The organism is Amycolatopsis nigrescens CSC17Ta-90, assembly GCF_000384315.1.
GTDB classification, from domain to species: Bacteria; Actinomycetota; Actinomycetes; order Mycobacteriales; family Pseudonocardiaceae; genus Amycolatopsis; species Amycolatopsis nigrescens.
Genome location: NZ_ARVW01000001.1, coordinates 5,045,958 through 5,072,851, shown reverse-complemented (window position 1 = coordinate 5,072,851; position 26,894 = coordinate 5,045,958). Strand labels below are relative to the sequence as shown.

The following is a 26,894-nucleotide window of genomic DNA, read 5'->3' as shown; positions in this document are numbered from 1 at the left end:
CCTGACACTGTGGCCCTTCGAAACACCGTGGCCCTTCGAACCCGTTCAGGAGATCCCGTGCGCGACATCGCCATCTTCAGCGGTTCCGCCCATCCGGAGCTGGCCACGGAGATCTGCGAGCAGCTCGGCGTGCCGCTGTCCCCGACCAGGGTGACCAGGTTCGCAAACGATTGCCTCGAGGTGCAGCTGCAGGCCAACTGCCGCGAGCGGGACGTGTTCCTGATCCAGCCGCTGGTGCCGCCGGTGCAGGAGAACCTGGTCGAGCTGCTGCTGATGCTGGATGCGGCGCGGGGTGCCTCGGCGGCCCGCACCACCGTGGTCATGCCGCATTTCGCGTACGCCCGCTCGGACAAGAAGGACGCTCCGCGGATCTCCATCGGCGCCCGGCTGGTGGCCGACCTGCTGGTCACCGCCGGGGCGAACCGGGTGCTCGCGATGACTCTGCACTCGCCGCAGGTGCACGGCTTCTTCAGCGTGCCGGTGGACCACCTGCACGCGCTCAGCGAGCTGGCCGGGCACTTCCGGCAGTACGACCTGAGCAACGCGATCGTGGTGTCCCCCGACCTCGGCAACGCCAAGGCGGCGTCCGCCTTCGCCAGGCGGCTCGGGGTGCCGGTGGCCGCGGGCGCGAAGCAGCGCTTCGCCGACGACAAGGTCTCCATCAGCGCGGTGATCGGTGACGTCAGCGGCCGCGACGTGATCGTGCTCGACGACGAGATCGCCAAGGGCAGCACCGTTCTGGAGCTGCTGGAGCGGCTGCGCGAGCAGCGCGTCTCGTCGATCCGGGTGGCCTGCACGCACGGCCTGTTCGCGGCCGGCGCGCTGGAGCGGATCGGCGACCAGCCGGACGTGCTGGAGATCGTCTGCACCAGCACGGTGCCGATCCCGGAGGACGAGCGCACCCCGAAGCTGAAGGTGCTGTCCGTGGCCTCCGCGCTGGCCGAGGCGATGAGCCGGATCCACAACGGCGAGTCGGTCAGCGCCCTCTTCCACGACTGAGAACCCGCAGGTCACCGGTCGTGAGTGAAAAGTGTTGCCAGGGCAACGTTTTTCACTCACGACCGTCGGGGTGGGGGAACTCGGCGATTTCGGCTTCCGAGTAGCCGAGTTCGGCCAGTACCTCGGCGGTGTGCTGGCCGAGCAGCGGGGGCGCGGAGGTCGGCGCGGGCTGGGTGTCCGAGGCCTTGACCGGGAAGCCGGTGCCGAAGTACGTGCCGACGCTGGGATGCGGCAGCCGCACGATCTGCTCCCGCTGCTGCGCCCACGGGTCCTGGTACACCTCGTCCACGGTGTTGATCGGCCCGGCCGGCACGCTGGCGTCGTCGAAGATCTTCAGCCACTCGGCGGCGGTCCGGCCCGCCAACGCGCCGGTGATCAGCTCGGTCAGTTCCTCGCGGTGCGCGGCCCGCGCCGCGTTGGACACGAACCGCGGGTCCTCGGCGATCGCCAGCCCGAGCACCTCGCAGAACTTCCGCCACAGCTTCTCGCTGCCCACGGCGATGATCAGCCAGCCGTCCGAGGCCGGGAACGCCTGATACGGAACGATGCTGGGATGCGCGGAGCCCATCCGCTTCGGCCTGGGCGCGTCGTAGAAATGCGCGCCCGCCGCGTACACGTGCCAGGCGAGCTGCGCGTCCAGCAGTGAGACGTCCAGGTACTGGCCGCGACCGGTGGTGTGCCTGGCCTGCAGCGCCATCAGCACCGCGATGATCGACCAGGTGCCCGCGTTGAGGTCCGCCACCGGCAGCCCGACCTTCGCCGGGGCGCCGTCCGCCTCGCCGGTCAGGTCCATCACCCCGCCCATGCCCTGTGCCACCAGGTCGTAGCCGGGACGGTCGCGGTAGCGGCCGGTCTGGCCGAAGCCGGTGATCGAGACGTGGATCAGCCTCGGGTTGAGCGCGGACAGCTGTTCGTAGCCGAGGCCCCACTTTTCCAGGGTGCCCGGCCGGAAGTTCTCCACCAGCACGTCCGCGGACTCGGCCAGCCGGCGCACCGCCTCCTGACCGCGTTCGCTCTTCAGGTCCAGCACGATGCCGCGTTTGTTGCGGTTCGCGGCCAGGTAGTACACGGCCTCGTCGGTTTCGCCGACGAACGGCGGGCCCCAGTTCCTGGTGTCGTCGCCGTGTCCCGGCGGCTCCACCTTGATCACGTCCGCGCCCATCTCACCGAGGTACTGCGTGCAGTACGGTCCGGCCAGGATCCGGGACAGGTCCAGTACCCGCACTCCGTCCAGCGGTCGCACCGATCACCTCCGTAAGCCGGCCACCGCTACGGACGCTAATCGCAGGTGAAGGGCGCGATCAAGGTGCGGGTGTCGGGAAACTCACCGGACCGCGGTGGCCGGCGCGGTCCACCGCCCGCACCCCGAAGAACGCGTTGTCCTTGGACAGCGGGACCGAATACTCGGTGACGTCGCCGACCGGGATGCGGTGCGTCCAGCCGCCCTCGGTGGTCGGCCGCCAGACGATCTCGTAGCCGGCCAGGTCCGGTTCGGCGCCGCGCTGCCAGACCAGGTCGGTGTCGTTGGTCAGCGCGCTGGTGCGCACCCGCACGTCCTTCGGCGCACCCGGCGCGTTCGCCAGCGACCACAGCACGGCCGCGTTCACCCTGGTCACCCCGGCCAGGTACGGGAAGTCGCAGAACTCGACCAGATCGCCGAACTGCACCCCGTCCTCCACCCGGACGTCCTGGTGCTGGTGCGCGTAGTTCTCGTGCGGCTCGGTAAACCGGGCGGCCGGAAAGCCTTGCTGCAGAAAGGGAATGTGGTCTCCGCCGCGCAGGTAGCGATCACGCCGGTAGACCACTTCGATGTTCATCCCGGTGGCGCCGCCGGAGGCCACATCCACCGCGAACCTGGCCAGCTGCCTGCTCGGCGAGTCGTTCTCGCCGCCGACCGACTGCCGTACCGCGGCCTGCTCCGGAGTCTCCGAGGTAGGCACGCCCTCGGCGAACAGGCGCAGCACGTGCGGATCGCGGGTGCCGTCGTCGGCGGTGCAGCTGCCCACGATGTCGTTGGTGAACATGGCCCGCACGTCGCCGCCGGAGTCCTTGAGCTGCTTGGCCAGGTGGGCCGCGCCGTAGAGCCCCTGCTCCTCACCGGCCACCGCGACGAACATGATCGTGGCCTCGGGTGCGCGGGTCGCCATCACCCTGGCCATCTCCAGCACCGCGGCCACCCCGGAGGCGTCGTCGTCCGCGCCGGGCGCGTCGCCGACGCCGTCCAGCGGGTCGCTGTTGCGCGAGTCGTAGTGCCCCGACACGACGTGGATCCGCTCCGGCGCGCTGCTGCCGCGCAGGGTGGCGATCACGTTGGTGATCTTGGTGGCCTCCGGGACCCGCGGCGACGGCGGCTGGATGAAGGACTGGAGCTGCACGGTCATCCGGCCACCGGAAGTGGCGGCGTAGCGACCGAACTCGGCGAAGAGCCAGTCGCGAGCGGCGCCGATCCCGCGGTTCGGGTCGGTCTGGGTGGACAGCGTGTGCCGGGTGCCGAACGAGACGAGCTTGCGCACGCTCGCCTCCAGCTTGGCCGCGTCCAGCTCGGCCAGGATGCGCCTCAGCTCGCGGTCCGGGGCCGGCGGGAAGATCCGCGAACCCGGGCCGTCCGGCCAGTCGCGCGCGGTCTCCTCGGCAGCCACCGCGGCAGGGCCGGTGGCGGCCGTCGCGCCGAGCGCGACCGCGGAAGCGGTGAGGAAGTTGCGCCTCGTCGTGCCGGACCGTTCGGGCTGCGTGGCATCAGGCATCTTCCGGGTCTACCGCGCCGCACAGCACGCGTCTAGGGCCGGAAGTACGCAAGACCTCAGAGTCTTGCGGGACACCCGCACCCGATCGATGGGGGCATGCGCAAAAAGCCTCGCATGCCCCCATCTCAGAGTCTTGCGGGACACCCGCACCCGATCGATGGGGGCATGCGCAAAAAGCCTCGCATGCCCCCATCTCAGCTCAGCCGGGCACTCCGGCGAGATCGGCCATCAGCCGCATCTGGACGTCGAAGAGTTCCCCGCGCGCCTGGAAGATGTCGTCGAACCGGCCGAAGACCTCGAAGTTGACCAGGCCGAAGAGCTGTACCCATGCGGCGATCCCGGCGGTCAGCAGCACCTCGGCGGCCGCGTCCGGCAACTCGGGGCCCTGCTGCGCGCTCAGGGTTCGCAGCTCCTCCCGCAGCGCCGCCGGCGGCCGCACGGTGAATCCCGGCAGGACACCATCGGCCGCGCTGTCGGCCAGCACCCTGCCCAGCGCGTTGACCACCCGCGCGGCGGGCGGCACGGTGTCCGCCGGCGCCGCGTAGCCGGGCACCGGGCTGCCGTAGAGCAGCGTGTACTCGGCCGGGTTGACCAGCGCCCAGTCGCGCACCGCATGGCAGACCGCCAGCCAGCGGCCGCGGAGTTCGTCTCGCGGCACCGCCGCTTCGGCCGTCTCGACGGCCTCGCCGAGCGCGTTGTAGGCGTCGGTGATCAGGGCGGTGAGCAGTTCGTCCCGGCTGGCGAAGTACCGGTACAACGCCGAAGGAACCATGCCGAGGTCACGGGCCACCGCCCGGAGCGCCAGGTTCGCGCCGTCCGCGGCGAGGTGCCGCCGGGCGGTCGCCTTGATCTCTTCGGTGAGCTCGGCGCGTACCCGGGCTCGGTAGGAAGACGCTGGCATGTGGCCATTGTGGCACGACCGAGAGAACACTGGACCGAACAGAGAACACCGTTCTTGACAACGCCCGCCTCGATCGGCAAGCTCGTCGGTATCAACCGAGAACACTGTTCTCGCTCTTTCGGAGGCTGCCATGTCCCTGCACGTGATCGTCGGCGCCGGACCGATCGGCTCGGCCACCGCGAAGCTGCTCGCCGGCCAGGGCCACCAGGTCCGGCTGGTGACCCGGCGGGGCACCGGCCCCGAGCATCCGGAAATCGAGCTGGCCGCCGCCGACGCGGCCGACCGCACCGCACTGGCGAAGCTCAGCCATGGCGCCGAAGCGCTCTACAACTGCGCGAGCCCGCCGTATCACCGCTGGCCGGTGGACTGGCCTCCGTTGGCGGATTCACTGCTCGCGACGGCGGAAGAGACCGGCGCCGTCCTCGTCACCACGAGCAACCTGTACGGCTACGGGCCGGTGGACGGGCCGATGACCGAGCGCGCCCCGCTCGGCAGCACGGGGGTCAAGGGCGGGGTCCGGCGGCGGATGTGGCTGGACGCGCTGGCCGCGCACGAAGCCGGCCGCGTCCGGGCCACCGAGGTGCGGTCGTCGGACTATCTCGGTGCCGGTACCCAGAGCATCTTCAGCATCCAGGTGCTGCCGCGGGTGCTGGCCGGCAAACCCGCGCAGGTGCCGGCCGACCTGGACGCCCCGCACAGCTGGACCTACGCCGGTGATGTGGCGCGCACGCTGGTCGCCGTCGCCACCGACGAACGGGCCTTGGGACGGGCGTGGCACGTGCCGACCGCGCCGCCGGTGTCCCTTCGCGAGCTGACCGGCCTGGCCTGCCGGCTGGCCGATGCGCCGCGGCCGAAGCTGTCCGTCATGCCGGGGGCCGTGCTCTGGCTCGGCGGGCTGTTCAACCCGCTGGCCCGTGAGCTGCGGGAGACGCAGTACCAGTTCCGCCGCCCGTTCGTGCTCGACTCGTCGGCCGCGACGGAGACCTTCGGCATCGAAGCCACCCGCACCGACCACGCCCTGCGCGAAATGGTCATCCCGCGGCCGTGAGCACGGCCCAGACGGCGGCCGCGTCCTGGACCGCGATCCCGGTGCTGTTGTAGAAGATCACGTCCTCCGGTGAACGGCGGGCGGTGGACCTGCCGAGCAGCACGTCACCGAGCTCCAGCGGTTCGGTGATGACCCCGGCGGCCAGCGCGTCCAGTACCGGGCCGGCGTGCGCGGCGGCCGTGCCCGCGTGGTCCACCACCACCGCGGCCGCCATGGCGAGCAGGTCGCGGCCGACCTCGCGCCGATGCGGCTCGAAGGATCCGACGGCCAGCACGAGCGCGCCGGGCGAAACCTGCGAAGCGGACAGCACGGGCTCTTCGCTCACCGTGCACAACACGACCATGTCCGCGCCGTCGACCGCCTCCGCCACGCTCATGGACTCCTCGACCGGGAACTCACGAGCCAGTGCGGCCACCGCTTCCCGGCGGCGCTCGGCGGTCGGGCTGAACATCCGCACCCGGCGCGGCGCGCGGACCGCCGCGATCGCCCGGACATGCGCCCGGCCCTGCGCGCCGCAGCCGATCACGGCCAGCTCACCCGCTTCCGGCACGGCGAGCGCATCCACCGCGACCGCGCTGGCCGCGGAAGTGCGCGCGGTGGTGATCGCGGCTCCGTCCAGCAGCGCCACCGGAACCCCGGTCTCCTGGTGCAGCGCGACGATCATGCCGTTGATGCTGGGCAGGCCGAGCGCGTCGTTGCCGGGGTTGAAGCTGACGAACTTGCACACCGGGCCGGTCTCCGGCGAGACCCGCGCCGCGTAGGCCAGCGCCACCGAACCGTCGCCGGGGCCCGGCACCATGATCTTCTCCGGCATCCGCGCGACCCCGGTGGCCAGCGCGGTGAACGCACGCCACTGGGACTCGATCGCGGCCGGCACGTCCAGCGCGGCCGCGATCTCCGCGGCGTCGTAGCTCCGGATCATCCCGATCGCCTTTCATACGCCGCCAGCAGCTGTTTTTCCGCGGCACGCAAGTACTTCTCCAGCGCCTGCTCGGCAAGGTCCGGCCTACCGCGCTCCAGGTGCCGCAGGATCCGCCGGTGCCGCACGATGTACGGCTCGAAGAACGCACGAGTGCTTTCGGTGAGCACGAAGAACAACCGGGTCTCCGCGAGCACCTGCCGCGCGGTCGCGCTGGCCCGGTCGCTGCCGGCAAGGTCGACCAGCGCCTGGTGGAAGTGGATGCTCGCGGAACCGACCTCCCGCCAGCGCTCCTCCGCCGCCGCCCGCTGTCCGTCCACAATGGCCTGTTCGATTGCGGAGAACCCGCGGTTGCCCCGCTCACCAGCCAGCCGGACCGCGCCGCATTCGACCATCCGACGCACCTGGTAGAGATCCTCGATGTCCGGTGCGCTCAGCTCGCGCACGAACACGCCCCGGTTCAGCTCGTGCACGGCCAGCCGCTCGTGCGCGAGCAACTGGAACGCTTCGCGCAGGGTGTTGCGGGAAACGCCGAGCGCGGCGCTGATCGACGGCTCGGAAAGCCTGGTGCCCGGCAGGAAAACGCCCTCGGTGATCCGGTCGCGCAGGATCGCCGCGACCCGCTCGGCGGTGCCGCTGCGAACGAGCAGGTGCCGGTCTCGCTGCAGGGTCGCGGTCGGGCCGGTCACCGCACGCCGAGTTCGAAGTCGAGGCTATACCGGCCACCCGGCATGGCGCCGGCCGCCTTCGCGCCGTCGATCGGCAGCACCACCCCGTTCACGAACCTGGACTCGTCACTGGCCAGGAACAGCACCGCCTTGGCCACCTCCCACGCCTCCCCGACCCGCGCCGCCGGCGTGCTGGCCACCAGCTGGTGCTGCTTGGCCTCGAACTCGTCCGGTGTGGACAGTGTGCCGCGCAGCATGTCGGTGTCGATCGCGCCGGGGTTCACCGTGTTGGCACGGATGCCCTGGTGCGCGTGCGCCACCGCGATGGACTTCATCATGCCGACCAGCGCGTGCTTGGTGGCGTTGTACACCGGGTCGCCCGGCCGGCCCATCACCCCGCCGTTCGACGAGGTGGTGATGATGCTGCCGGACTTCCGTTCGATCATGTGCGGCAGCACCGCGCGGGTGCCGAGGAAGGCGGCCCGCACGTTGAGCGCGAAGATGTTGTCGAACTCCTCGAGCGTGGTGTCCGCCAGCGGTTTGGCCAGGTGGATCCCGACGTTGTTGAACAGCACGTCGATCCGGCCGGTCTTGGCCAGCACGGCGGCCACGAACTCGCCGACCTGCTTCTCCGCTGTAGCATCCACAAGGGACTGTTCGGCACCGTCCAGCCGCTCGGCGGGCTCGCGGATGTCGGCGGCGAACACCGTCGCACCCTCGGCCACGAACTCCTTTACGGTGGCGAGGCCGATTCCCCTCGCCCCGCCGAACACCACGGCCACCTTGTCGCGCAACCTGGACATCACATTCCTTTCCGCCGCAAGCGCGACGTCTCCGCACTGTCCACTTCGTAGTCTTCCGGCAACCGGACCAGCGCGTCCGCGGCACCGAGATAGCGCACCGCGACGCCGTACCGCTCGCGCGCGGCCGTCGCCGAAACGTACCCGTCGACCACGTCCGCCAGCACCTCGGTCGGATCCCGGTCGAACGGATCGCCGTAGCCGCCGCCACCGGGCAGCACCACGTCCACCTCGTCGGCGCCGTCCAGCGGCACCCGCCGCTTGGCCGGCAGGTCCGCGCCGCCCCGCAGGCCGAACCGGCCCGTCATGCCGTCCCCGCCACCGTCCACTCCGGACGCCGGGTACCGGGTGCGGTCCACGTTCCCGTTGACGCTCCAGGAAACGCCGTCGCGGGCGGTCATGGTGGTGCGCTGCCCGAGCCCGCCGCGATGCCGACCAGGCCCGCCGGAATCGGTGCGCAGCACGCGTTCGCGCTGCACCAGCGGGGCCATCGTCTCGATCACCTCGGTCGGGGTGGACCGCAGCCCGCTGGGGAAGCCGGTGGTGTTCAGGCCGTCCTTGTTCGCGCGGGCACCGATACCGCCGGTCTGGAACACGTTGAGCATGAACTCGCTTCCCGGCCGGGCGCCCCGCCAGATGAGCATCCACAACGCGTCCGCACTGGCCGCCGGCGCGTTGCCAGGTACCGCTTCGCGCAGCGCACCGAGCAGCAACGACGGCAGGAAGTGCCCGATGATGTGCCGGGAAGCCACCGGTGCCGGTTCCGCGCAGTTGAGCACCGACCCCGGCGGCGCGGTCACCCGCACCGGGCGGAACGAACCCGCGTTGTGCGGCACTCCGGGCGCGATGGCCGCCTTGACCGCGAAGGACGCGTACGCCCGCGTGTAGTTCAGCACCACGTTGATGCCGTGGCGGCTCTGCGGCGAAGAACCGGCGAAGTCCACGTGGATGTCCCGGCCCTCGATGGTGACCGTGGCCCGAAGCACGATCTCCTCGTCGTCAAACCCGTCCGTGCGCACCTCGTTGCTGTGGCTGCCGTCCGGCAGCGCGGCCAGCGCGTCCCGCAGCGCGCGCTCGGACCGGTCCATGATCTCGGCGGCGACCGGGTCCAGCGAGTCCAGCCCGAACTCGTCCAGCAGCCGCACCAGGCCGGCCGCGCCCACCTCGTTGCTGGTGGTCTGCGCGTACAGGTCACCGATGGTCTCCTCCGGCGTCCGCACGTTCGCCCTGATCAACGCCTCCAGGTCGGCGTTCACCTTGCCGGCCCGAAGCCATTTCATGATCGGCAGCCGCAGGCCCTCCTCGAAGACCTCGCCGGCTTCGGCGGAGACCAGCCTGCCGCCGATGTCCGGCGCGTGACAGCAGGAGGCGAACCAGGCGACCGGCCGCCCGCGCAGGAAGACCGGGGTGGCCACGGTGATGTCGTTGATCTGGCCGGCGGTCTGCCACGGGTCGTTGGTCAGCAGCACGTCGCCCGGTTCGAGCGTTTCCGGCGGATACGCGCGGACGAAGTGGTGCATCCCGGTGGCCATCGCGTTGATATGACCGGGAGTGCCGCCGACGGACTGGCCGATCATCTCGCCGCGCGAGTCGAACACCGCGCAGGCCAGGTCCAGCGACTCCCGCACCACCGCGGAGAACGCCGTGTTCACCAGCGCGTTCTGCTGCTCGGCCAGGATCGAGTGCAGCCGGTTGCCGATCACCCCGACCAAGATCGGATCCACGGTCACGGCGTCACCACCAGGCTCGCGTCTTCCCGCACTTCACAGGCAGCTCCCGGCGGGAGGACCAAAGTGGACTCGCGTTCCTCGACGATGGCCGGGCCTTCGATCCGGTCACCCGGCCGCAGCCGGTACCGGTCGTAGACCTCCGTGTCGACAAATCCACCCGCATCCGGGAAGTACGCCTGACGTGCACCTTTGCCCGCATCCCCGCTCGTGGCCGCACCACGCAGCTTCAGCGTCACGTCCGGCGGCGGGCCGCTGGACACCACCCGCCAGTTGAGCACTTCGACCGACACGTCCGGCCCGGCCCGCTGGTACAGCTTCCGGTAGGTCTCCCTGAAGTCCTCGATCAGCCGCTCTCCCCAGCGCCCCGGCCGCACCGGCACCCGGATCTCGTAGCCCTGCCCGGAATAACGCATCTCCGCGATCCGGCGGTGCGTGATCTCCGCACTGTCCACACCGGACTTCTCAAGCAGTTCCGCGCCTTCGCGTTCCATCTCCGCGAAGAGCGCGTCCACCTGCTCCCAGGCCAGCTCGTGCACGGCGGCGCGGGACGAGCGCACGAAGTCGAACGCCAGCGGCGCGGTCAGGAAGCCGAGCGCGCTCATCACCCCGGCGGCGGGCGGCGCCACCACCCGCGGCGAGCCGAGCGCGCGAGCGACCCCGGCGCCGTGCACCGGGCCGGCGCCGCCGAAGGTGAACAGCGGCAGCACGCCGGGATCCTTGCCGCGCTCGACCGCGTGCACCCTGGCCGCGTTCGCCATGTCCTCGTTGACGTGCGCGTGGATGCCGTAGGCGGCCTGCGCCACGGACACGCCGAGCGGCTCGGCGATCCGGCGGCGGATCGTGTCACGGGCGCCCGCCACGTCGAGTTTCATGGCCCCGCCGAGAAAGTAGCCCGGATCGAGATAGCCGAGCACCAGGTCCGCATCGGTCACCGTCGGCTCGGAGCCGCCACGGCCGTAGCAGACCGGCCCCGGTTCGGAACCCGCCGAGTCCGGGCCGACGGTGAGCAGGCCCAGCGAGTCGATCCTGGCGATGGACCCGCCGCCGACGCCGATCTCGATCATGTCGGTCACCGGCACCCGGACCGGCAGGCCGGAACCGGGCAGCAGCCGGTACTTGCGGTCCACCTCGAACTCGTGCGTGACCAGCGGCGCGCCGCCGGAGATCGTGCACAGCTTCGCCGTGGTGCCGCCCATGTCGAAGGCCAGCAGGTCGGTCTCGGCCGCCGCGGCGCCGAACGCGGACGCGGCCAGCGCGCCACCGGCCGGGCCGGACTCCAGGATGCGAATCGGGTAGCGGGCGGCGGTGTCCACCGTGGCGATCCCGCCGTTGGACAGCATGATGTGCGGCGCCGGGCCAACCCCCGCCCGGTGCACGCGGGCTTCGAGGTCGCGCAGGTAGCGCTCGGTGAGTTCCTGCACGTAGACGTTGGCGACCGTGGTGGAGGCCCGTTCGAACTCGCGGATCTCCGGCACCACCTCCGAGGAGAGCGCCACCTTCAGCTCCGGCGCGACCTCGCGCAGGAGCTCCGCAGCCCGTCGTTCGTGCGCGGGGTTGGTGAAGGAGTGCAGGAAGCAGATCGCCACCGCACCGATGCCGCGCCCGGCCAGCTCCCGGCCCAGCTCGGCCACGTACCGCTCGTCGAGCGAGGTCTCGACGGTGCCGTCCGCGAGCATCCGCTCCGGCACGTCGAACCGCAGATGCCGCGGCACCAGCGGCGTCGGCAGCTCGATGAGCAGGTCGTAGAGCTCGTAGCGGTGCTCGCGGCGCATCTCCAGCACGTCCCGGAACCCGGCGGTGGCCAGCAGCGCGGTGCGCGCGCCCGTGCGCTCGATCAGCGCGTTGGTGACCAGGGTGGTGCCGTGCACCAGCTGCGCGACCTGCCCAGCGTTAAGCCCGGCTTCGCGCAGGGTGCCGGCCAGCACCTCCTCCACCGCGCGGGCCGGCTCGTCGTGCGTGGTGAGCACCTTGCCGACAGCGAGCACACCAGTCTCGTCGAGCACGCACAGGTCGGTGAACGTGCCGCCGATGTCCACCCCGATCCTCATCGGCTTTCCTTGCGGTACCAGCGCGGTGACGTGTTCAGCGGCGGCTTCAGGGTGGCACCGACGACGAGCACGTTCGGCTCGTCCGTGTAGACGAACTCACCGAGCAGCTTGCGGAACTCGTCGCCGAAACCCTCGACGCGCCGCGCGCGCACGCCGAAGCTCTCCGCCATTGCCACGAAGTCCGGTGACGTCCAGTTCACCCCGCGCTGCGCGAGGCCGGCCTGGTCCTGGTCGAACCGGAGCATGCCGTAGCCGCCGTCGTCCACGATGACCACGGTGACCGGCAGCCGTTCCTGCGCGATGGTGGCCAGTTCGCCGCAGCCGTAAAGGAAACCGCCGTCGCCGGTGACGCAGATGGCGCGGCCGGGCGCGGCCGCGGCGACGCCGATCGAGGCGGGGAAGCCGAAGCCGAGGGTGCCCCAGCCCATCGGGTAGGCGAAGGTGCGCGGCGCGGGCGCGCGGTGGAAGCCGCCGGCCCAGTAACCGGCCACGCACATGTCGCTGACCACCACGGTGGCGCTGGTCAGCACGTCCTCCAGCGCGTCCAGGAACTGGGCCGCCTGCGGTTCCTCGGCCTGGACGCGGTGGCGCAGCCGCTCGCCGATCCCGACCAGCCGCTCGGCCAGTTCGTCCACTGTGGATCGTGCCGGCAACGCTCCGGCGAGTTTCGCGGTGACTTCGCGGGCGTCGCCGAGAAGTAGCACGTCCGGCGGGTAGTTCTTGGCGGCGTCCTCGGCGTCCACATTGATCGCGACGAGCTTCGGCGGCTGCGGCATCAGCCAGTTCTGCGTCATCAGCCCGTCGAAGTCGGTGCCGACGGCGAGCACCACGTCCGCCTCGTCCCAGAGCGCGCCGACCTCGGGGGCGTGCACCGGGTTCGGCGCGAGGCAGGGATGCCCCGGCGGAAGCAGTCCACGCGCGGCGAAAGTGGTGACCACCGGAGCGGCCAGCCTTTCCGCCAGCTCACCGACCTCGGCGCCCGCGCCGGAGCGAAGCGCACCACCGCCGGCCCAGATCAGTGGGCGTTCCGCGTTCGCGAGCAGCTCGCGGGCGCTGTCCAGCGCGGCCGGGTCCAGGGTGAGTTCGGCGACCGGGTAGTCGGCATCGGCGGCGCGGCCGGTCTCCTGGTGCAGGAAGTCGGTGGGAATGCCCAGGTAAACCGGCCCGCTCTGCGGCCTTTGCGCCACCTCCGCCGCGTGCCGGACGGTCCGCGCGATGTCCTCGGCGGACTCGACGGTGAAGGTCGCCTTGGTGACCGGCGCGAACATCGCGGCCTGGTCACTGGTCTCGTGCAGCACCCCGCGCACCACTCCCGGCCGCCGCAGCCCGGAGGGAATGTCGGTGGCGATGACCAGCACCGGCGACGCGGACGCCATCGCCTCACCGACCGCGCCGAGCGTGTTCGCCGCGCCGGGGCCGGTGGTCACCACCGCAACCCCGAGCCGCCCGGTGGCGCGGGCGTACCCGTCCGCCGCGTAACCGGCGGTCTGCTCGTGCCGGACCCCGATCAGCCGGATGCCGGTGCCGGCGACCGCCTCCCAGATCGGCAGGTTGTGCACCCCGGGAAGGCCGAAAACAGTACCGACACCCAACTCAGCCAGCGCGTCGGTCAGCTGGACAGCTCCACTCGTCACCCCCGCCACCCTAAGGATCGTTCAACGATCCAGCAAACTCGCCCACCTCACCCGCGAGTCCCACGTTCGCACACCGCGAGTCCCACGTTCGCGCATCGCGAGTTCTGCGTTCGCGGGGCGGCGAGCGGGTTAGGGGGTGTAGAGCTTTGCGGCGTAGGAGGGGCCGTAGTACTCGTCCAGTTCGGCGATGGTGGCTTCGGGCATTTCGAGAGTCTTGGCGATCACCGAGCGGGACGGCACCGCGTCCGGCGCCCAGGTTTCCGGCTTCCACAGGGCGGACCGGAGGAATGCCTTCGAACAGTGGTGGAAGACCTCTTCGATGTCCACCACCAGTGCGAGCCGTGGCCGGTGCCCCTTGACGATCAGCTCGTCGAAGTACGGGGCGTCACGGACCAAGCGGGCTTTCCCGTTGATGCGCAAGGTGTCGCCGCGGCCGGGCAGCAGATAGATCAGGCCGACGCGCGGATTTTCCAGCACATTGCGGAAACCGTCCACCCGGCGATTTCCCGGGCGGTCCGGCAGCACGATCGTGCGATCGTCCAGGATATGGGTGAAGCCGGCGGGATCACCCTTCGGCGACACGTCGCACCGGCCTTCGGCATCGGCGGTGGCGATCAGGCAGAACGGCGATTGCGCCAGCCACTGGCGATCCAGTTCGTGCAGCGCGGGCCGCTCCTTGTACACCGCACGGGCGATCGGCTCGCCGACGAGCTCACGCAGTTCGTCGAGTGACGTGATCGGAGTTTCCATGATTCCCCCAGCGCTCAGACGATGTTGTGCTCCTCCAAGATAGCCTCGGCCCCGGCGAACCGGCGCACGTCGAGCCCGGATACCTCGATCTCCGGCTGCCGGCCGAGGTACAGGTCCCGCATGATCGCGCCCACCGCCGGGCCCATCTGGAAACCGTGCCCGGAAAAGCCGGTGGCATAGAGGAAACGCGAAACCGAGCCCGCCTCACCGACGATCTCGTTGCGGTCCGGGGTCATCTCGTACAACCCGGCCCACCCGGTGCGCACGCCCGCGTCCAGCACCGACGGCACCCGGCGCGCGGCCAGCTCGGCGAGCAGGGGCAGCCAGCCACCCGGCTCGTACCGGGTTTCGAAACCCGGCGTCGCGGACGGATCCGGGCAGGACATCGCGAGCCCGTCACCCTCGCGGTGGAAGTAGAACGCGGACGGCATCTCCACGGTCAGCGGTACCGACGCCGGCAACCCGGCGACCGGCCCGGTGAACACCACCTGCCGCCGGTACGGCAGCACCGGCAGGTCCACCCCGGCCAACGCACCGACCTCGCCGGACCAGGCACCCGCCGCGCACAGCACGGCCCCGGTCCGCACCGGTCCGGCGCTGGTGCGCACCGCGGTGATCCGCCCGCCCTCGACGTCGATCCCGTGCACCGCGACCCCGGTCCGCAACCGGGCGCCACCCCGCCGGGCGGCCCGCGCGTAACCCTGCACGGCCGAGTCCGGGGTGGCCTTGCCGTCGTCCGGCGACCAGACCGCGGCCACCAGGCCGTCCGTCTCGATCAGCGGCGAACACCGCTTCGCCTCGGCCGGGTCGACCAGCCTGCTGCGCACACCGTAGGAGTTCTGCAGCTCGACCCCGCGCTCGAAGGCTGGCAGGTCGGCCGGGTCGGTGATCAGGTACAGGTACCCGTCCCGCCGGAAATCCACCTCTTGCCCGAACCGCTCGGCGAACTCCGCGTACGCGGCGAGCCCGTACAACCCCATTTCGATGTTGACCCGGCTGGTGAACGAGGACCTGACCCCGCCCGCCGCCTTCGCGGTCGAACCCCCGCCGAGCGTGCCGCGCTCCAGCAGCAGCACCTCCACCCCGGCCTCGGCCAGGTGGTACGCACAGCTGACGCCGATGATCCCGCCGCCGACGATCACCAGCTCGGCTTGGTCGGCTACCACTGGGCGGGCAGTACTTCCTCCGCCGGCGGCGGGCCGGGTGGGGTGCCGTCACCGAACGGCCTGCCGCCCAGCTCCTCCCGCCCGTGCGGGGTGGCGAACAGCGAAAGGTCCGGCCCGTTCGGCACGATCCTGGTCGGGTTGATCCCGTCGTGCACCTGGTAGTAGTGCCGCTTGATGTGGTCGAAGTCCACCGTGTCGCCGAACCCGGGGGTCTGGAACAGGTCGCGGGTGTAGGCCCACAGCACCGGCAGTTCGGTCAGCTTGTTCCGGTTGCACTTGAAATGCCCGTGGTAGACCGGATCGAACCGGACCAGGGTGGTGAACAGCCGGATATCCGCCTCGGTGATCGTGTCGCCGACCAGGTAGCGCCGGGTCGCCAGCCGCTCGGACAGCAGGTCCAGCCTGGCGAACAACCGCCGGTACGCGTCGTCGTAGGCGGTCTGCTTGGCGGCGAACCCGGCCTCGTACACCGCCGCGTTGACGTCGGCGTAGACCCCGGCGTTGATCTCGTCGATCTCGTCGCGGTGGCGCTCCGGGTAGAGATCGGGCGCCCCTTCGCGCTGATGCGCGGTCCACTCGGTGGCGAAGTCCAGGGTGATCTGCGGGTAGTCGTTGGTGACCAGCTTGCCGCTGGGCACGTCCACCACGGCCGGCACGCTGATGCCGCCGTCGTACTCGGGCTCGGCCGCGTGGTAGGCCTCGGCGAGATACTTGATGCCGAGCACCGGGTCCCGGTCGCCGGGATCGAGGGTGAAGCGCCAGCTCTGCTCGTCCTGGATCGGGTCGGCCACCGCGACCGAGATCGCCGACTCCAGCCCGAGCAGCCGCCGCGAGACCAGGCCGCGGCTGGCCCACGGGCAGGCGCGACTCACCACCAGCCGGTAGCGCCCCGGCTCCACCGGCCAGCCGGACCGGCCGTCCGCGGTGATGCGCGCGTCGAAATGCGGACCGGTCCGGACGAACTCGCCGGTCTCCTCGTCGGTCGGGATCGTCGCCATGTCCCCCACCCTAGATCTTCTCCGCGAGGGGGGCATTGTGCTTACACTCTGGGCTCACGCAGGATCGCGATGAAGCGCCTGATAGGGGGCCGGCATGCCATTTATGCCCGTAACCGACTCGATGTTCCTGCTGGTGGAGTCTCGCGAACATCCGATGCACGTCGGCGGGCTGCAGCTGTTCAAGAAACCCGAAGGCGCCGGCCCCGACTACCTGAGCGAGCTGCGCCGCGGCCTGCTGGCCGAGGAGAACATCCGCACCGCCTTCCGCCGTCGCCCGGCCCGCCCGGTGAACACCCTGGGTTACACCTCCTGGGCCACCGACGCCGAGCTGGACCTGGACTACCACTTCCGGCATTCCGCGCTGCCGCAGCCGGGCCGGATCAGGGAACTGCTGGAGCTGACGTCCCGCTGGCACAGCACCCTGCTCGACCGGCACCGGCCGCTCTGGGAGATCCATCTGATCGAGGGCCTGCGGGACGGCCGGTTCGCGATGTACAGCAAGATCCACCACGCGCTGATGGACGGGGTTTCCGCGCTGCGGCACCTCCAGGGCACCCTCAGCAACGACCCCGCCGCGCGCGACTGCCCGCCGCCGTGGGGTTCGCGCCTTTCGCAGGACGCCAAGCAGAACGGGCGCGCGCCGGTCTCGGTGTTCAAGTCCGCTGGCAAGGCGCTCGGCCAGGTCGCCGGGCTCGCCCCGGCCGCGTACCGGGTGGCTGGCGAAGCGTTCCGCGAACACACCCTCACGCTGCCGATGCAGGCGCCGAAGACGATGCTGAACGTGCCGATCGGCGGCGCCAGGCGGTTCGCCGCGCAGTCCTGGCCGCTGGAACGGGTTCGCGCGATAGCCAAGTCGACCGGGATGTCCCGCAACGACGTGGTGCTCGCGATGTGCTCTGGCGCGCTGCGCGACTACCTGATCGAGCAGCGGGCGCTGCCGGACGTGCCGCTGGTCGCGATGGTGCCGGTGTCCATGCGCAAACGTTCCGACTCGGGCGAGGCCGCCGGGAACAACATCGGCGCGCTGCTGTGCAATCTCGGCACCGACAAGGCGGATCCGGCCGACCGGCTGAAGGTGATCAATCGGTCCATGCAGGACGGTAAGCGGATCTTCTCCGGCCTAACTCCCCTGCAGGCGCTGCTGCTGTCCGGGATCAACGTGGCCCAACTGGGCATCTCGACCATTCCGGGCGTCGTCAACAACACCAGGCCGCCGTTCAACATCGTGATCTCCAACGTGCCGGGCCCGCGCGACCAGCTCTACTGGAACGGCGCCGCGCTGGACGGCATCTACCCGGCGTCGGTGCTGCTCGACGGGCAGGCGCTGAACTTCACGCTGACCAGCAACGCCGGCAACCTCGACTTCGGCATCACCGGCTGCCGGCGCAGCGTGCCGCACCTGCAGCGGCTGCTCACCCATCTCGACACCGCACTCGCCGAGCTGGAGCAGGCTACGAGGTCGTGAGTGAAAAGTGTTGCTCCGGCAACGTTTTTCACTCACGACCCCCGTGATTAGCTGCCGTCGGCGGTGTAGATGGCGGCCGGGGTGACCACCCAGAGCTTGCCGTCCGGGCCGGCCACCTCGTCGCGGGTGCGGCCCTGGCCGGTGTAGATCTTGCCGCCCGAGCCGCTGGCGTTCAGCTTGTACGTGCCGCCCTTGAGCGACGCCATGTAGAAGCTGTTCTTGTAGTACGCCAGCCCGCTCGGGGTGGCCGATGAGGTCGGCCAGGTCTTCACCGGGTTGGTGAAGCCGGAGTTGTCGCACGGGCCCGAGCAGGTCGGCCAGCCGTAGTTCTTGCCGGCGTCGATCTTGTTGAACTCGTCCACGTCGCTGGGGCCGATCTCGGAGATGTAGAGCTGGCTGCCGATCCACGCCAGGCCTTGCACGTTGCGGTGCCCGTAGGAGTAGACCCGGCTGTTGAACGGGTTACCCGGCGCCGGGGCGCCGCTGGCGTCCACTCGCAACACCTTGCCGCCGAGCGAGTTCTTGTTCTGCGCGTTGTCGCCGTTCTGGCCGTCGCCGGTGCCCGCGTAGAGGTAGCCGTCCGGGCCGAACTTGAGCCGGCCGCCGTGGTGGTACTGGCTCCCCCGCGGGATGCCGGTGACGATCGGCTGCGGGGCCTCGCCGAGCTTCAGCTTGGCGATCCGGTTGTCGGAACTGGTGGTGTAGTAGATGAAGACGGTCTGGTCATCGGCGTACTTGGGGGAGACGGCGAGGCCGAGCAGTCCCGCCTCCTTGGTCACGCTGACCCCTGGAATGGTCTGGACATCGGACAGCTTGCCGGCCTTGTCGATTTTCCTGATCTTCTTCGAGTCCTTCTCGGTGAACAGGGCGCTACCGTCCGGCAGGAAGTCCACCGACCAGGCCTGGTTCAGCCCGTCGGCCACCTTGTTGATCGCCATGGTGCCGACTTCCGGTGGCGCGGCGGTCGCCAGACCGGCGGTGAGCAGCGCGGTTGCCGCGAAGGCACCCGCCAAGGAGAGGGTGCGGCGCAGGGACATGAAGCCTCCTAGTGCTACAGAGCGCGATTCTCAGCTACCCGGCGGCGGGCATACATCATATCTTTTTTGCCACCTTTCGGTAACCCTCTTAACAAACCGTTCGGCTGATGCGGGGATACGACGATCGGACTATGGCCCTGCCCTGGTGCGGCTTCTAGGCTCAGCCGTGGTGAGAAATTCACCGTTCGCAGGAGACCGAAGGAGTGCACCATGGTTGAAGGCACGCAGCTCGAGGTCTGGACCACGCCGGACTTCGTCGAGTACGAAACTCCGATGGAGGTCACCGCGTACGCGGCCCGCATGGAGGAGTGATCCACCGGTGGGGGCCGAAAGCCGGCTCCCACCGCCACCACTCGACAACTTGGGGTTCACCTTGGACACCGTGCTGACCGAGCAGGACTTCGTCGCCGCGCTGCGCGGGCTGTCCTCCCGTTACTGGGGCGCACATCCGTTTCACCGGCGGCTGCACGCAGGTGAGCTGAGCCGCCAGGAGCTGCGGCTTTGGGCCGCGAACCGCTGGTACTACCAGCGCATGATCCCGCAGAAGGACGCCGCGATCATCAGCAACTGCCCGCTGCCGGAGGTCCGGCGGCAGTGGCTGGACCGGATCATCTACCACGACGGGAAGGCCGATGGCGACGGCGGAACCGAGCGCTGGCTCCGGCTCTGCCAGGCGGTCGGTCTCGACCGCGGCGAAGTGCTCAGCGAGAAGCTCGTCGCGCCGGGCGTGCGGTTCGCGGTCGACGCCTATGTCACCTTCGCCCGCACCAAGCCCTGGGTGGAGGCGGTCGCCTCCGGGCTCACCGAGATGTTCTCCGGACACCTGATGCGCCAACGCGTCGGCGACATCCTGACGAACTATTCCTGGATTCAGCGGGAAGATCTGGAGTACTTCACGAACCGGATCGACCATGTGTCCGGCGAAGGCGAGGAGACCGTGCGGCTCGTGGTGCGGCACTGCACCACCCGCGAGCAGCAGGAGGCCGCGATCTCCGCGCTGTCCTTCAAGTGCGATGTGCTGTGGTCGATGCTGGACGGGATCGAACGGGCCGCCGAGGAACGGCCGTGACCGACCGGCCGTCGCTCCGGCGCGGCATTCGGCTGACCTACGACCACGTCCGCGAAACCCATGTGCTGCTCTTCCCGGAAGGGGTGCTGATGCCGAATCCGACCGCCGTCGCGGTGCTCGAACTGTGCGATGGAGTCGCGACCGTGGCGGATATTGCCGCGAAGCTCAGCGGCCGCTACTCGGGGGTGCGCGAGCAGGATGTGCGCGACGTGCTCGTCAAACTGGCCGACCGCAAGGTGGTGACCTGGCATGACTAGCGACGACGCACTCCTTCCCGCGGAGGAAAAATCCAGCACTGTCGAACCACCGCTGGGATTGCTGGCCGAGTTGACACATCGTTGTCCGCTGCATTGCCCTTATTGCTCGAATCCGCTAGAGCTGATCGGCCGGGAGTCCGAACTGGACACCGATCAGTGGCGTGCCGTTTTCGACCAGGCAAGGGAAATCGGTGTGTTGCAGACGCACCTGTCCGGTGGTGAGCCGCTGGCGAGGCCGGATCTGCCGGAGCTCGTCTCGCACACCGCCGGGCTCGGCTGCTACGTCAGCCTGGTCACCAGCGGGCTCGGGCTGACCGAAGCGCGGCTGCGGGACCTGGCCGATCGCGGCCTCGCGCACATCCAGCTCTCCGTGCAGGGCGCGGACGCGGCGCGGGCGGACCGGCTGGCCGGCACCAGGGCGCACGATCGCAAGCTGGTCGCGGCCGCGCTGATCAGGGAGTCCGGCCTGCCGATGACGGTGAACGCGGTGCTGCACAAGCAGAATCACGATCAGCTGGCCGGGATCATCGATTTGGCCGAGCGGATGGGCGCGGAGCGGCTCGAACTGGCCAACACACAGTATTACGGCTGGGCGCTGCGCAACCGGTCCACGCTGATGCCGACCCCGGAGCAACTGGCCGCCGCGGAACCGGTGGTGCGCGCCGCCACCGAGCGGCTGCGCGGCAAGATGGAGATCGTCTACGTGCTCGCGGACTACTACGAGCCGTACCCGAAGCCGTGCATGTACGGCTGGGGCGCGCGGCAGCTGACCGTGGCGCCGAACGGGGACGTGCTGCCCTGTCCGGCGGCCACCGCGATCACCACGCTGGACCTGGACAACGTGACCCGGCGCCCGCTCGGTGAGATCTGGTACGAGTCCAGTTCCTTCAACGCCTTCCGCGGCGAGGACTGGATGCAGGAGCCGTGCCGGACCTGTGACCGCCGCTCGATCGACTTCGGCGGCTGCCGCTGCCAGGCGTTCCTGCTCACCGGCGACGCGACCTCCACCGACCCGGTGTGCTCCCGTTCGCCGCAACGCGACGTGGTGGACCTGATCCTGGCCGCGCCAGACCCCGGCCACGAGCTGGTGATGCGCGGGCCGAAGGTGACGCGGTGAAGGTCCTGCTGCTCGGCACCGCGGCGGGCGGCGGGTTTCCACAGTGGAACTGCGCGTGCCGGCTGTGCAAGTCCGGCGCACCCGCGCGGGGGCAGGACTGCATCGCGGTCAGCGCCGGCGAAGGCTGGTACCTGATCAACGCGTCACCGGACATCCGGGCGCAGGTGCTGGCCTGCCCGGCGCTCGCGGCCGGTCCAGGGCCGCGGGACACGCCGATCCGCGGCGCGCTGCTCACCGACGGCGAACTCGACCACACGCTCGGCCTGCTGATGCTGCGGGAGGGCGCCGGGCTTCAGGTGTGGGCGCCCTCCACCGTCCGTCAGGCGCTGAACGAGGGTTTTCCCTTGCGCGGCTTGGTGGACGCTTACGGAAACTGGCAGTGGTCGCCGGTGCACCAGGGCACCGAGTTCGGCGGGTTGCGGGTGCACGTGCTGCCGGTGGGCGACAAACGCCCGAAGTACGCGCGGTCGTCGGACGCCACCGGGCCGTGGGTGGTGGCCTACCGGATCGAAGACCCGGCCACCGGCGGCGCGCTGGTCTACGCGCCCTGCCTGGCGAGCTGGCCGCCCGGGTTCGACGAGTTCACCGCCGGGGCCGGGCTGGTGCTGCTGGACGGCACCTTCTACTCGGCGGACGAGATGTCCGGCGCGACCAGCGGTGGCGCCGCGCACCTGGAACAGAGCGTGATGGGCCACCTGCCGATCGCCGGCCCGTCCGGCAGCCTCGCGCAGATCCGCCGGCTCCGCGCCGCGCGCCCGGACGTGCGATGGGCCTACACCCACCTCAACAACACGAACCCGGTACTCGACCCGGCCTCCCCCGAACACGCCGCCGTCCTCGCCTCCGGCGTCACCCTCCCCGAAGACGGCACGATCTACAAGCTCTGACGTTCGACCTCGTTCGCAGGATCGTCCAGGTAGACCCATTGCCGATCAGGTGTGACCACGACACCGAATCGCGAATAGGCGGGATGGCCTCGCGCGGCCCAGAAATCGACCGCCTTTTCCACGTCGTCCCAGAGGTTCCGAGGTCCGTGCTGACGCACCAGATGATGACCTTCCCTGCCTACGCTGACCGTCGCCCATGAGGTACGAGCGCTGTCCCACAACAGGACTTCATCCGGGTCGGTGGAATTGAACTGGATGTCGGACGTGAGGACGGAGACGGCGAAGGCACCTCCTTCGATATCGCCAGTGGCCCAGTACGGATGCAGGTCCGTGGACGATTCGCGGTAGGGGTCGTCTTCGTAGTCCGGTATCGCCTGAGAAGTTCGCTGGCCGCGCAAAGTCATGAAGTCCGCATTGCCGCTGAACGGCCCTGATGCCGTTCCGTCGTGCCGCACGGTCAACCGGAGCAGCGGGGAGTGCAGATACTCGGTCCCCCATGGCACAACGATGATGGCACCAGGCCGCGTCTGAGATACCCAGTTATAAGGAAGCACGGATTTCACCGCGACCGTACTCAGTATTCGATCATACGGACCACGGGCCGGACATCCCAGAGCCCCATCTGTGGTGACCACCTCCACGTCATAGGCGGCCAGGTTCCTCCGCGCCCGCTCGGCCACGCTGGGATCGACTTCGAGCGTGGTGACCTGACATTTCCTGCTCAAGATCGCCGCGTTCCAGCCGGTTCCCGTTCCTATCTCAAGAACATTCTGTCCTTCGCCCACATCGAGGGCATCCAACATCAGCTTCATCAACGCGGGCTTCGACGAACTCGAACTGATGAGGCTTCCGTCGAGCCCCGCCCCGTCGTTCACCTGAGTGGTGACGGCGTCGTCGGCGTCCACCAGCTCCCGCCACCGCGAGGGATCCTGGTACCGATCGACGACCTCGAAACGGTTTCCCTTGACCCGGACATAGATCCGGTCAGGTATGAACGACTCCCTTGGCACGGTCTCGAACACCCGCTGCCAGTCGATCATTTCGGATCCTCAGCCACGGTCAACCTCCGTAATCGGTGGCAAAGTCTTCCCGTCGCACCGCCTTATGCCAGGCGGCATCGCGCCAGTAGTTGTGTTGCACCACCTCGGCCGGGTCGTCAATGATTTCGCCGCCCAGGAAGACAGACTCGTCATCGAAGTGCATCCGAATCACGGTGCGCGAGTCGAACATCCAGTAGTCGTGGCTCGGCAGGTCGGCCGCCTCGTCGCGAGCGACATATCGAATATCTTCACCCGCTTCGACAGTGAACTGAGAAACCCATAGGCCAAAGCGGCTGTAATCGGTAAGCGGGAGACTCACGACGCGGACACGTGAAAAAGTACGTCCCTCCGCTCGTCCTTCGCGTACCAGTCGAAGCCAACTGTTCGCCCACTCCAGGCCGTCCGGCTCACCGGCGAGAAACTTCCGCACCGACTCGTTCTCGTATGGCGCGTCGTACCGGTCCCGCACCTCCAGGCGGAAGGCCGCGTGTTCAAAGGTTTGGAAAAATCGCCTGAAGTCGGGGCCAGGCTTGATGAGCACGGTCAACCTCCGTATTCAGCACCTACCGGCGACGAAGTGATCTCGAAAAGCGGGGCGAGATCACGGACCGCGACCGGATCGAGCATAACCCGGCACGCTTCGTCGACCAATCGCCCAGGCGACTGGTTGAACACCCGGCACAGGCCGACGAACTGCCAAAGCGACAGCTGCCGCTCGCCTCGGAGAATCCGGGAGAGCCGCGTCGGATCCAGCCCGCCGCCCATCGACTCGCACACCTCCGCCAGCGACGAACCCCGCTGCCACCGCAACCTGGCCAGCTCCACGACCACCGCGTTCTCCACATCGCGGAGCTGTTCTTCGTTAAGCATTGCAACCTTTCAGGCACTAATCCGGAACAGATCGGTCAACGGCGGCCGATACCCGGCTGGCCCGATAGCCGCACCGGTCTCCTGATCCCGCGGCGCGGGCGACAGTCGAAGACACTCCACACACGGCATCCCGGCGATTCTCGACAGCAACTCCGCTGTCCCCGGGGCAAACTCCTCACCGCACAACGCGACCAGGTTGAACGGAAACTCGGCAATCGCGAGCCCGTAAGCCAGCACCGGCGGCAACCGCACCAGATGCACCGCCCGCCCAGCCTCTCCGATGACACCAGCCCGCCTACGCAGAAACGCCAGTGGCACGCTCACCGGATCATCTCGACCCGTGTTGCGATTACTCGTCGTGGCCATCGATCCTCCATGTCAGTTCCGAGCGCAGAATCCGGGGCCTCCCTTGGCTCAGAACGCGAGTGGTCTTGCTCGCGGAAGCCAGGGAGTGCCCGTGCGTCTCAGGTTGGGAGCTGGGGAGCCCGCAGCTGTAGTCGCACGGTGACCAGTCAACGACAGAGCGGAGCAGGCAATTTGCACACTTGTTGCACAGTGAGTTAGCAAGCGATCACAGGCTCTGGGATCATCGGATTGGAGCTGACCGCTACAGGGAAGACTGAAGCCATGACCGGCACACACGAGACTCCCGGGCCAGGCAGGAACGTCGCGACTCTCCGCAAGGCCCGCGACATGAGCCAGGTGAAGCTAGCGCGCGAAGCCGGCGTGTCGGTGTCCCTGCTGAGCAAGATCGAGGTCGGAGACCGGGCGTTGAGCCAGGGCGTGGCCGCAGCGCTTGCCCGAGCCATGCATGTCACCCTGGGCGAAGTCCTCGGAAAAGCTCACGTCGAACAGGACCAAGAGGCCAATCTGAAGTACCTGCGCTCGACAATCCGCAGGTTCGACCTCCCTGGAGAAGCACCTGCCAACCCGGAGTTCCTCAGCCACGACCTCGACGCGCTAGCCGACTTACGCGGAGATGCCAAGCTGGCCGAGGTTCTCGAAAAAACGCCCGCTCTACTCGAAAAGACAACCAACTACGCGCACGCGACTGGCTCGCCTTCGGCTTGGGCCATGGTTGCCGACGTGTACAGCACGGTCTACTGGCTTGCCGCGCGGCATCGCTGGATGGACCTCGCGGAGCTTGCGGTGCTGAAACAACAGCTCGCCGCCGACCGCGCGGATCCCTTGGTCAGCGCTATCGCGTCCCGGGACGAGGCCGGCACGTTTCTCAATTCAGGAGACTTCGCGGGAGGGCTGGCGATCGTCGATCGAGCCATCGTCAGGGCCGAGTCGTCCTTGGAAGGCGAAGCCAGGGCGTTCGGGCTTGGGCAACTCCATCTTCGTGGTCTTACCTTGGCGGGGAGAATGGGCGACAGCGCCGAAGCCGAGCGGCATACAGTGGCAGCTTGGCGCGTAGCCGAACAATTCCCCGAAGACGTCAAGTCTCACGGTTTACACTTCGGCCCAGAAAACACAACGAATCATCTTATAGCAACTTCGGTGGATCTGGAAGATCACCGAAAGGCACTGGCTACAATGGACGGTCTGGGGCGCCGCCGGCTGAATCTACCAGCCACTCGCGTCGGACCCCTGCACATGAATGTGGCCAGGGCGAAATTGGCCCTCGGCGATCGTGATGGCGCTCTGGAATCCCTGAAGGACGCATGGGACATCGCCCCTCAGATGGCCAAGGTGCATCCGACAAGCAGGGAATTGATGCGCGTACTGATCTCCCTGCACAAGCGAAGCAATCCCACCTTGACAAAACTGGCCAAACAGGCGGGCGTATCACTGTAGGCAGCACAGCACGTAACTTCGATCATCTTGAGTCCGACTCGGCGGCGCACATGGACGCCAGCGTGCGCATGATCGAGCAAGCCGACGAGCTATTGGCCGTATGGGACCGGGAAACCCGCGCGTGGCTACGGTGGCACCGCCGACGTGGTGGCCGCCGCCCGCGACCGCGGCACCCCGGTCACGGTGCTCTGGCCACACGGCGCCACCCGCGGCTGACCCAGGGTGGTCGACGCACACGCGCGCCGAGTGCGGACACGGGTGCATAAGGCGCGGACACGCCGGTTGCGGTGCCGGATCCCGCGCGTGTCCGCGGCCTGTGCACTCGTGTCCGCGAGTTGCGCGCAGTACAGCGCTAGCCGGCGGCGAAACGCTTCAGCCCGGCCGCGATCTCCGCGACCTCTATCTCGCCTTTGGCGGCGGCCAGCACCAGTTCCTCTGCCGAGTCCACATCAAGCGACTCTCCCAGTCGCTCACCGTTGACTTCGAGAAAGACCCACGCTGCCGCCCAGGCAGCACGTTTGTTCCCGTCGATCAAGCCGTGGTTGCGCACCAGCGAATGCAGCAAGGCCGCGGCCTTGGTGAACAGATCCGGGTACGCGTCCTGACCGAAGACTGTGGTCTCGGGCCGTGCCACCGCGGCGGCGAGCAACCCGAAATCGCGGACTTCGACCACGGCTCCCGCGGCGTGACGAGCAGCGGTGAGCACATCCTCGACATCGAGGTAGTACGGAGCCACTACTTGGCCAGACGCTCGTTCAGCTCACCACTGATCAGGGCGATCCTGGCCGCCGCTTGTTCGACAAGATGTTTGCGCGAAGAAACCGCGGTCACCACAGCGTGATGGGCAACCGCCTTCAAGGACTTGCCTTCGCGCTCGGCAGCCGCACGCAAGTCCGCCATCTCCTCGTCGGTGAACTGCAGGTTCAACGCCGTCATACCTCTAAGGT

At 69.0% G+C, this 26,894-nt stretch carries 28 protein-coding genes; 9 read left to right on the top strand and 19 right to left on the bottom strand.

What is annotated here, in order from left to right; all coding sequences use genetic code 11:
- Nucleotides 1-57 precede the first annotated feature (57 nt).
- Nucleotides 58-999, top strand: a complete 942-nt coding sequence (locus AMYNI_RS0124110; protein ID WP_020670629.1) for a ribose-phosphate diphosphokinase — start codon at nt 58-60, stop codon at nt 997-999.
- A gap of 52 nt (nt 1,000-1,051) precedes the next feature.
- Here the strand turns inward: AMYNI_RS0124110 and AMYNI_RS0124105 are convergent, their stop codons facing one another.
- The 3 genes from AMYNI_RS0124105 to AMYNI_RS0124095 form a co-directional block, all read right to left on the bottom strand.
- Nucleotides 1,052-2,242, bottom strand: a complete 1,191-nt coding sequence (locus AMYNI_RS0124105) for a CaiB/BaiF CoA transferase family protein (RefSeq protein ID WP_020670628.1) — start codon at nt 2,240-2,242, stop codon at nt 1,052-1,054.
- A 58-nt stretch (nt 2,243-2,300) separates the two neighbouring features.
- Nucleotides 2,301-3,743: a M28 family metallopeptidase gene (locus tag AMYNI_RS0124100; protein ID WP_020670627.1), complete on the bottom strand. Its 1,443-nt coding sequence runs from the start codon at nt 3,741-3,743 to the stop codon at nt 2,301-2,303.
- 199 nt (nt 3,744-3,942) lie between these two features.
- Complete coding sequence (locus tag AMYNI_RS0124095) at nt 3,943-4,644, bottom strand: TetR/AcrR family transcriptional regulator (RefSeq protein WP_020670626.1); 702 nt, start codon at nt 4,642-4,644, stop codon at nt 3,943-3,945.
- 130 nt (nt 4,645-4,774) lie between these two features.
- Between AMYNI_RS0124095 and AMYNI_RS0124090 the strand changes: the two genes are divergently transcribed.
- Nucleotides 4,775-5,692, top strand: a complete 918-nt coding sequence (locus tag AMYNI_RS0124090) for an NAD-dependent epimerase/dehydratase family protein (protein WP_020670625.1) — start codon at nt 4,775-4,777, stop codon at nt 5,690-5,692.
- On the opposite strand, the gene AMYNI_RS0124085 is transcribed toward AMYNI_RS0124090, so the two are convergent.
- The 9 genes from AMYNI_RS0124085 to AMYNI_RS0124045 form a co-directional block, all read right to left on the bottom strand.
- The gene (locus AMYNI_RS0124085) at nt 5,676-6,614 is read right to left on the bottom strand and encodes an ornithine cyclodeaminase family protein (RefSeq protein WP_020670624.1); all 939 of its coding nucleotides are present in this window, start codon (nt 6,612-6,614) and stop codon (nt 5,676-5,678) included. The two genes, AMYNI_RS0124090 and AMYNI_RS0124085, sit on opposite strands and share 17 nt — an antisense overlap.
- Nucleotides 6,611-7,300 (bottom strand): GntR family transcriptional regulator, encoded by a 690-nt coding sequence (locus AMYNI_RS0124080; RefSeq protein ID WP_020670623.1) that lies wholly within the window; start codon nt 7,298-7,300, stop codon nt 6,611-6,613. Before AMYNI_RS0124080 ends, AMYNI_RS0124085 begins: the two co-directional genes overlap by 4 nt.
- Nucleotides 7,297-8,082: an SDR family NAD(P)-dependent oxidoreductase gene (locus AMYNI_RS0124075; RefSeq protein ID WP_020670622.1), complete on the bottom strand. Its 786-nt coding sequence runs from the start codon at nt 8,080-8,082 to the stop codon at nt 7,297-7,299. The genes AMYNI_RS0124080 and AMYNI_RS0124075 overlap by 4 nt, the downstream gene beginning before the upstream one ends.
- Entirely contained in the window at nt 8,082-9,809 is a 1,728-nt protein-coding gene (locus tag AMYNI_RS0124070) for a hydantoinase B/oxoprolinase family protein (RefSeq protein WP_020670621.1), read from the bottom strand. The genes AMYNI_RS0124075 and AMYNI_RS0124070 overlap by 1 nt, the downstream gene beginning before the upstream one ends.
- The gene (locus tag AMYNI_RS0124065; protein ID WP_020670620.1) at nt 9,806-11,857 is read right to left on the bottom strand and encodes a hydantoinase/oxoprolinase family protein; all 2,052 of its coding nucleotides are present in this window, start codon (nt 11,855-11,857) and stop codon (nt 9,806-9,808) included. Before AMYNI_RS0124065 ends, AMYNI_RS0124070 begins: the two co-directional genes overlap by 4 nt.
- Nucleotides 11,854-13,500 (bottom strand): thiamine pyrophosphate-binding protein, encoded by a 1,647-nt coding sequence (locus AMYNI_RS0124060; RefSeq protein ID WP_084628444.1) that lies wholly within the window; start codon nt 13,498-13,500, stop codon nt 11,854-11,856. The genes AMYNI_RS0124065 and AMYNI_RS0124060 overlap by 4 nt, the downstream gene beginning before the upstream one ends.
- A 120-nt stretch (nt 13,501-13,620) precedes the next feature.
- Nucleotides 13,621-14,241 (bottom strand): pyridoxamine 5'-phosphate oxidase family protein, encoded by a 621-nt coding sequence (locus AMYNI_RS0124055; protein WP_020670618.1) that lies wholly within the window; start codon nt 14,239-14,241, stop codon nt 13,621-13,623.
- A gap of 14 nt (nt 14,242-14,255) precedes the next feature.
- On the bottom strand, nt 14,256-15,407 hold the full coding sequence (locus tag AMYNI_RS0124050; protein WP_020670617.1) for an NAD(P)/FAD-dependent oxidoreductase: 1,152 nt from the start codon (nt 15,405-15,407) through the stop codon (nt 14,256-14,258).
- The gene (locus AMYNI_RS0124045) at nt 15,401-16,405 is read right to left on the bottom strand and encodes a glutathione S-transferase family protein (protein WP_020670616.1); all 1,005 of its coding nucleotides are present in this window, start codon (nt 16,403-16,405) and stop codon (nt 15,401-15,403) included. Before AMYNI_RS0124045 ends, AMYNI_RS0124050 begins: the two co-directional genes overlap by 7 nt.
- A gap of 94 nt (nt 16,406-16,499) precedes the next feature.
- Between AMYNI_RS0124045 and AMYNI_RS0124040 the strand changes: the two genes are divergently transcribed.
- Complete coding sequence (locus AMYNI_RS0124040) at nt 16,500-17,870, top strand: WS/DGAT/MGAT family O-acyltransferase (RefSeq protein ID WP_026360858.1); 1,371 nt, start codon at nt 16,500-16,502, stop codon at nt 17,868-17,870.
- Between the two features lie 47 nt (nt 17,871-17,917).
- Here the strand turns inward: AMYNI_RS0124040 and AMYNI_RS0124035 are convergent, their stop codons facing one another.
- The gene (locus AMYNI_RS0124035; RefSeq protein WP_020670614.1) at nt 17,918-18,907 is read right to left on the bottom strand and encodes a PQQ-dependent sugar dehydrogenase; all 990 of its coding nucleotides are present in this window, start codon (nt 18,905-18,907) and stop codon (nt 17,918-17,920) included.
- Nucleotides 18,908-19,117: 210 nt separating this feature from the next.
- Here AMYNI_RS0124035 and pqqA point away from each other — a divergent pair, with 210 nt between their 5' ends.
- The 5 genes from pqqA to pqqB all read left to right on the top strand — a co-directional run bounded on the left by pqqA (nt 19,118) and on the right by pqqB (nt 22,237).
- The gene (gene pqqA / locus AMYNI_RS0124030) at nt 19,118-19,219 is read left to right on the top strand and encodes a pyrroloquinoline quinone precursor peptide PqqA (protein WP_020670613.1); all 102 of its coding nucleotides are present in this window, start codon (nt 19,118-19,120) and stop codon (nt 19,217-19,219) included.
- Between the two features lie 61 nt (nt 19,220-19,280).
- Entirely contained in the window at nt 19,281-19,976 is a 696-nt protein-coding gene (gene pqqC / locus AMYNI_RS0124025; protein ID WP_040407254.1) for a pyrroloquinoline-quinone synthase PqqC, read from the top strand.
- A complete protein-coding gene (gene pqqD, locus AMYNI_RS0124020; protein ID WP_020670611.1) occupies nt 19,973-20,233 on the top strand; it encodes a pyrroloquinoline quinone biosynthesis peptide chaperone PqqD in 261 nt (86 codons plus the stop codon). The genes pqqC and pqqD overlap by 4 nt, the downstream gene beginning before the upstream one ends.
- Complete coding sequence (pqqE, locus tag AMYNI_RS0124015) at nt 20,226-21,350, top strand: pyrroloquinoline quinone biosynthesis protein PqqE (RefSeq protein WP_051116359.1); 1,125 nt, start codon at nt 20,226-20,228, stop codon at nt 21,348-21,350. The genes pqqD and pqqE overlap by 8 nt, the downstream gene beginning before the upstream one ends.
- The gene (gene pqqB / locus AMYNI_RS0124010; protein ID WP_020670609.1) at nt 21,347-22,237 is read left to right on the top strand and encodes a pyrroloquinoline quinone biosynthesis protein PqqB; all 891 of its coding nucleotides are present in this window, start codon (nt 21,347-21,349) and stop codon (nt 22,235-22,237) included. The genes pqqE and pqqB overlap by 4 nt, the downstream gene beginning before the upstream one ends.
- On the opposite strand, the gene AMYNI_RS0124005 is transcribed toward pqqB, so the two are convergent.
- From AMYNI_RS0124005 to AMYNI_RS45270, 4 genes are read right to left on the bottom strand one after another with little or no spacing between them, the layout of a single operon-like run.
- Nucleotides 22,225-23,277 (bottom strand): methyltransferase domain-containing protein, encoded by a 1,053-nt coding sequence (locus AMYNI_RS0124005; protein WP_020670608.1) that lies wholly within the window; start codon nt 23,275-23,277, stop codon nt 22,225-22,227. The genes pqqB and AMYNI_RS0124005 overlap by 13 nt on opposite strands.
- A gap of 19 nt (nt 23,278-23,296) precedes the next feature.
- Nucleotides 23,297-23,818 (bottom strand): DUF6879 family protein, encoded by a 522-nt coding sequence (locus AMYNI_RS0124000; protein ID WP_020670607.1) that lies wholly within the window; start codon nt 23,816-23,818, stop codon nt 23,297-23,299.
- Between the two features lie 2 nt (nt 23,819-23,820).
- Nucleotides 23,821-24,147: a helix-turn-helix domain-containing protein gene (locus AMYNI_RS0123995; protein ID WP_040405925.1), complete on the bottom strand. Its 327-nt coding sequence runs from the start codon at nt 24,145-24,147 to the stop codon at nt 23,821-23,823.
- Between the two features lie 9 nt (nt 24,148-24,156).
- Nucleotides 24,157-24,513 (bottom strand): hypothetical protein, encoded by a 357-nt coding sequence (locus AMYNI_RS45270; RefSeq protein ID WP_245573988.1) that lies wholly within the window; start codon nt 24,511-24,513, stop codon nt 24,157-24,159.
- Between the two features lie 261 nt (nt 24,514-24,774).
- Between AMYNI_RS45270 and AMYNI_RS0123985 the strand changes: the two genes are divergently transcribed.
- A complete protein-coding gene (locus AMYNI_RS0123985; protein WP_040405922.1) occupies nt 24,775-25,947 on the top strand; it encodes a helix-turn-helix domain-containing protein in 1,173 nt (390 codons plus the stop codon).
- Between the two features lie 352 nt (nt 25,948-26,299).
- On the opposite strand, the gene AMYNI_RS0123980 is transcribed toward AMYNI_RS0123985, so the two are convergent.
- Nucleotides 26,300-26,683, bottom strand: a complete 384-nt coding sequence (locus tag AMYNI_RS0123980) for a type II toxin-antitoxin system death-on-curing family toxin (protein ID WP_020670603.1) — start codon at nt 26,681-26,683, stop codon at nt 26,300-26,302.
- Nucleotides 26,683-26,883 (bottom strand): hypothetical protein, encoded by a 201-nt coding sequence (locus tag AMYNI_RS0123975; protein WP_020670602.1) that lies wholly within the window; start codon nt 26,881-26,883, stop codon nt 26,683-26,685. Before AMYNI_RS0123975 ends, AMYNI_RS0123980 begins: the two co-directional genes overlap by 1 nt.
- Nucleotides 26,884-26,894 lie beyond the last annotated feature (11 nt).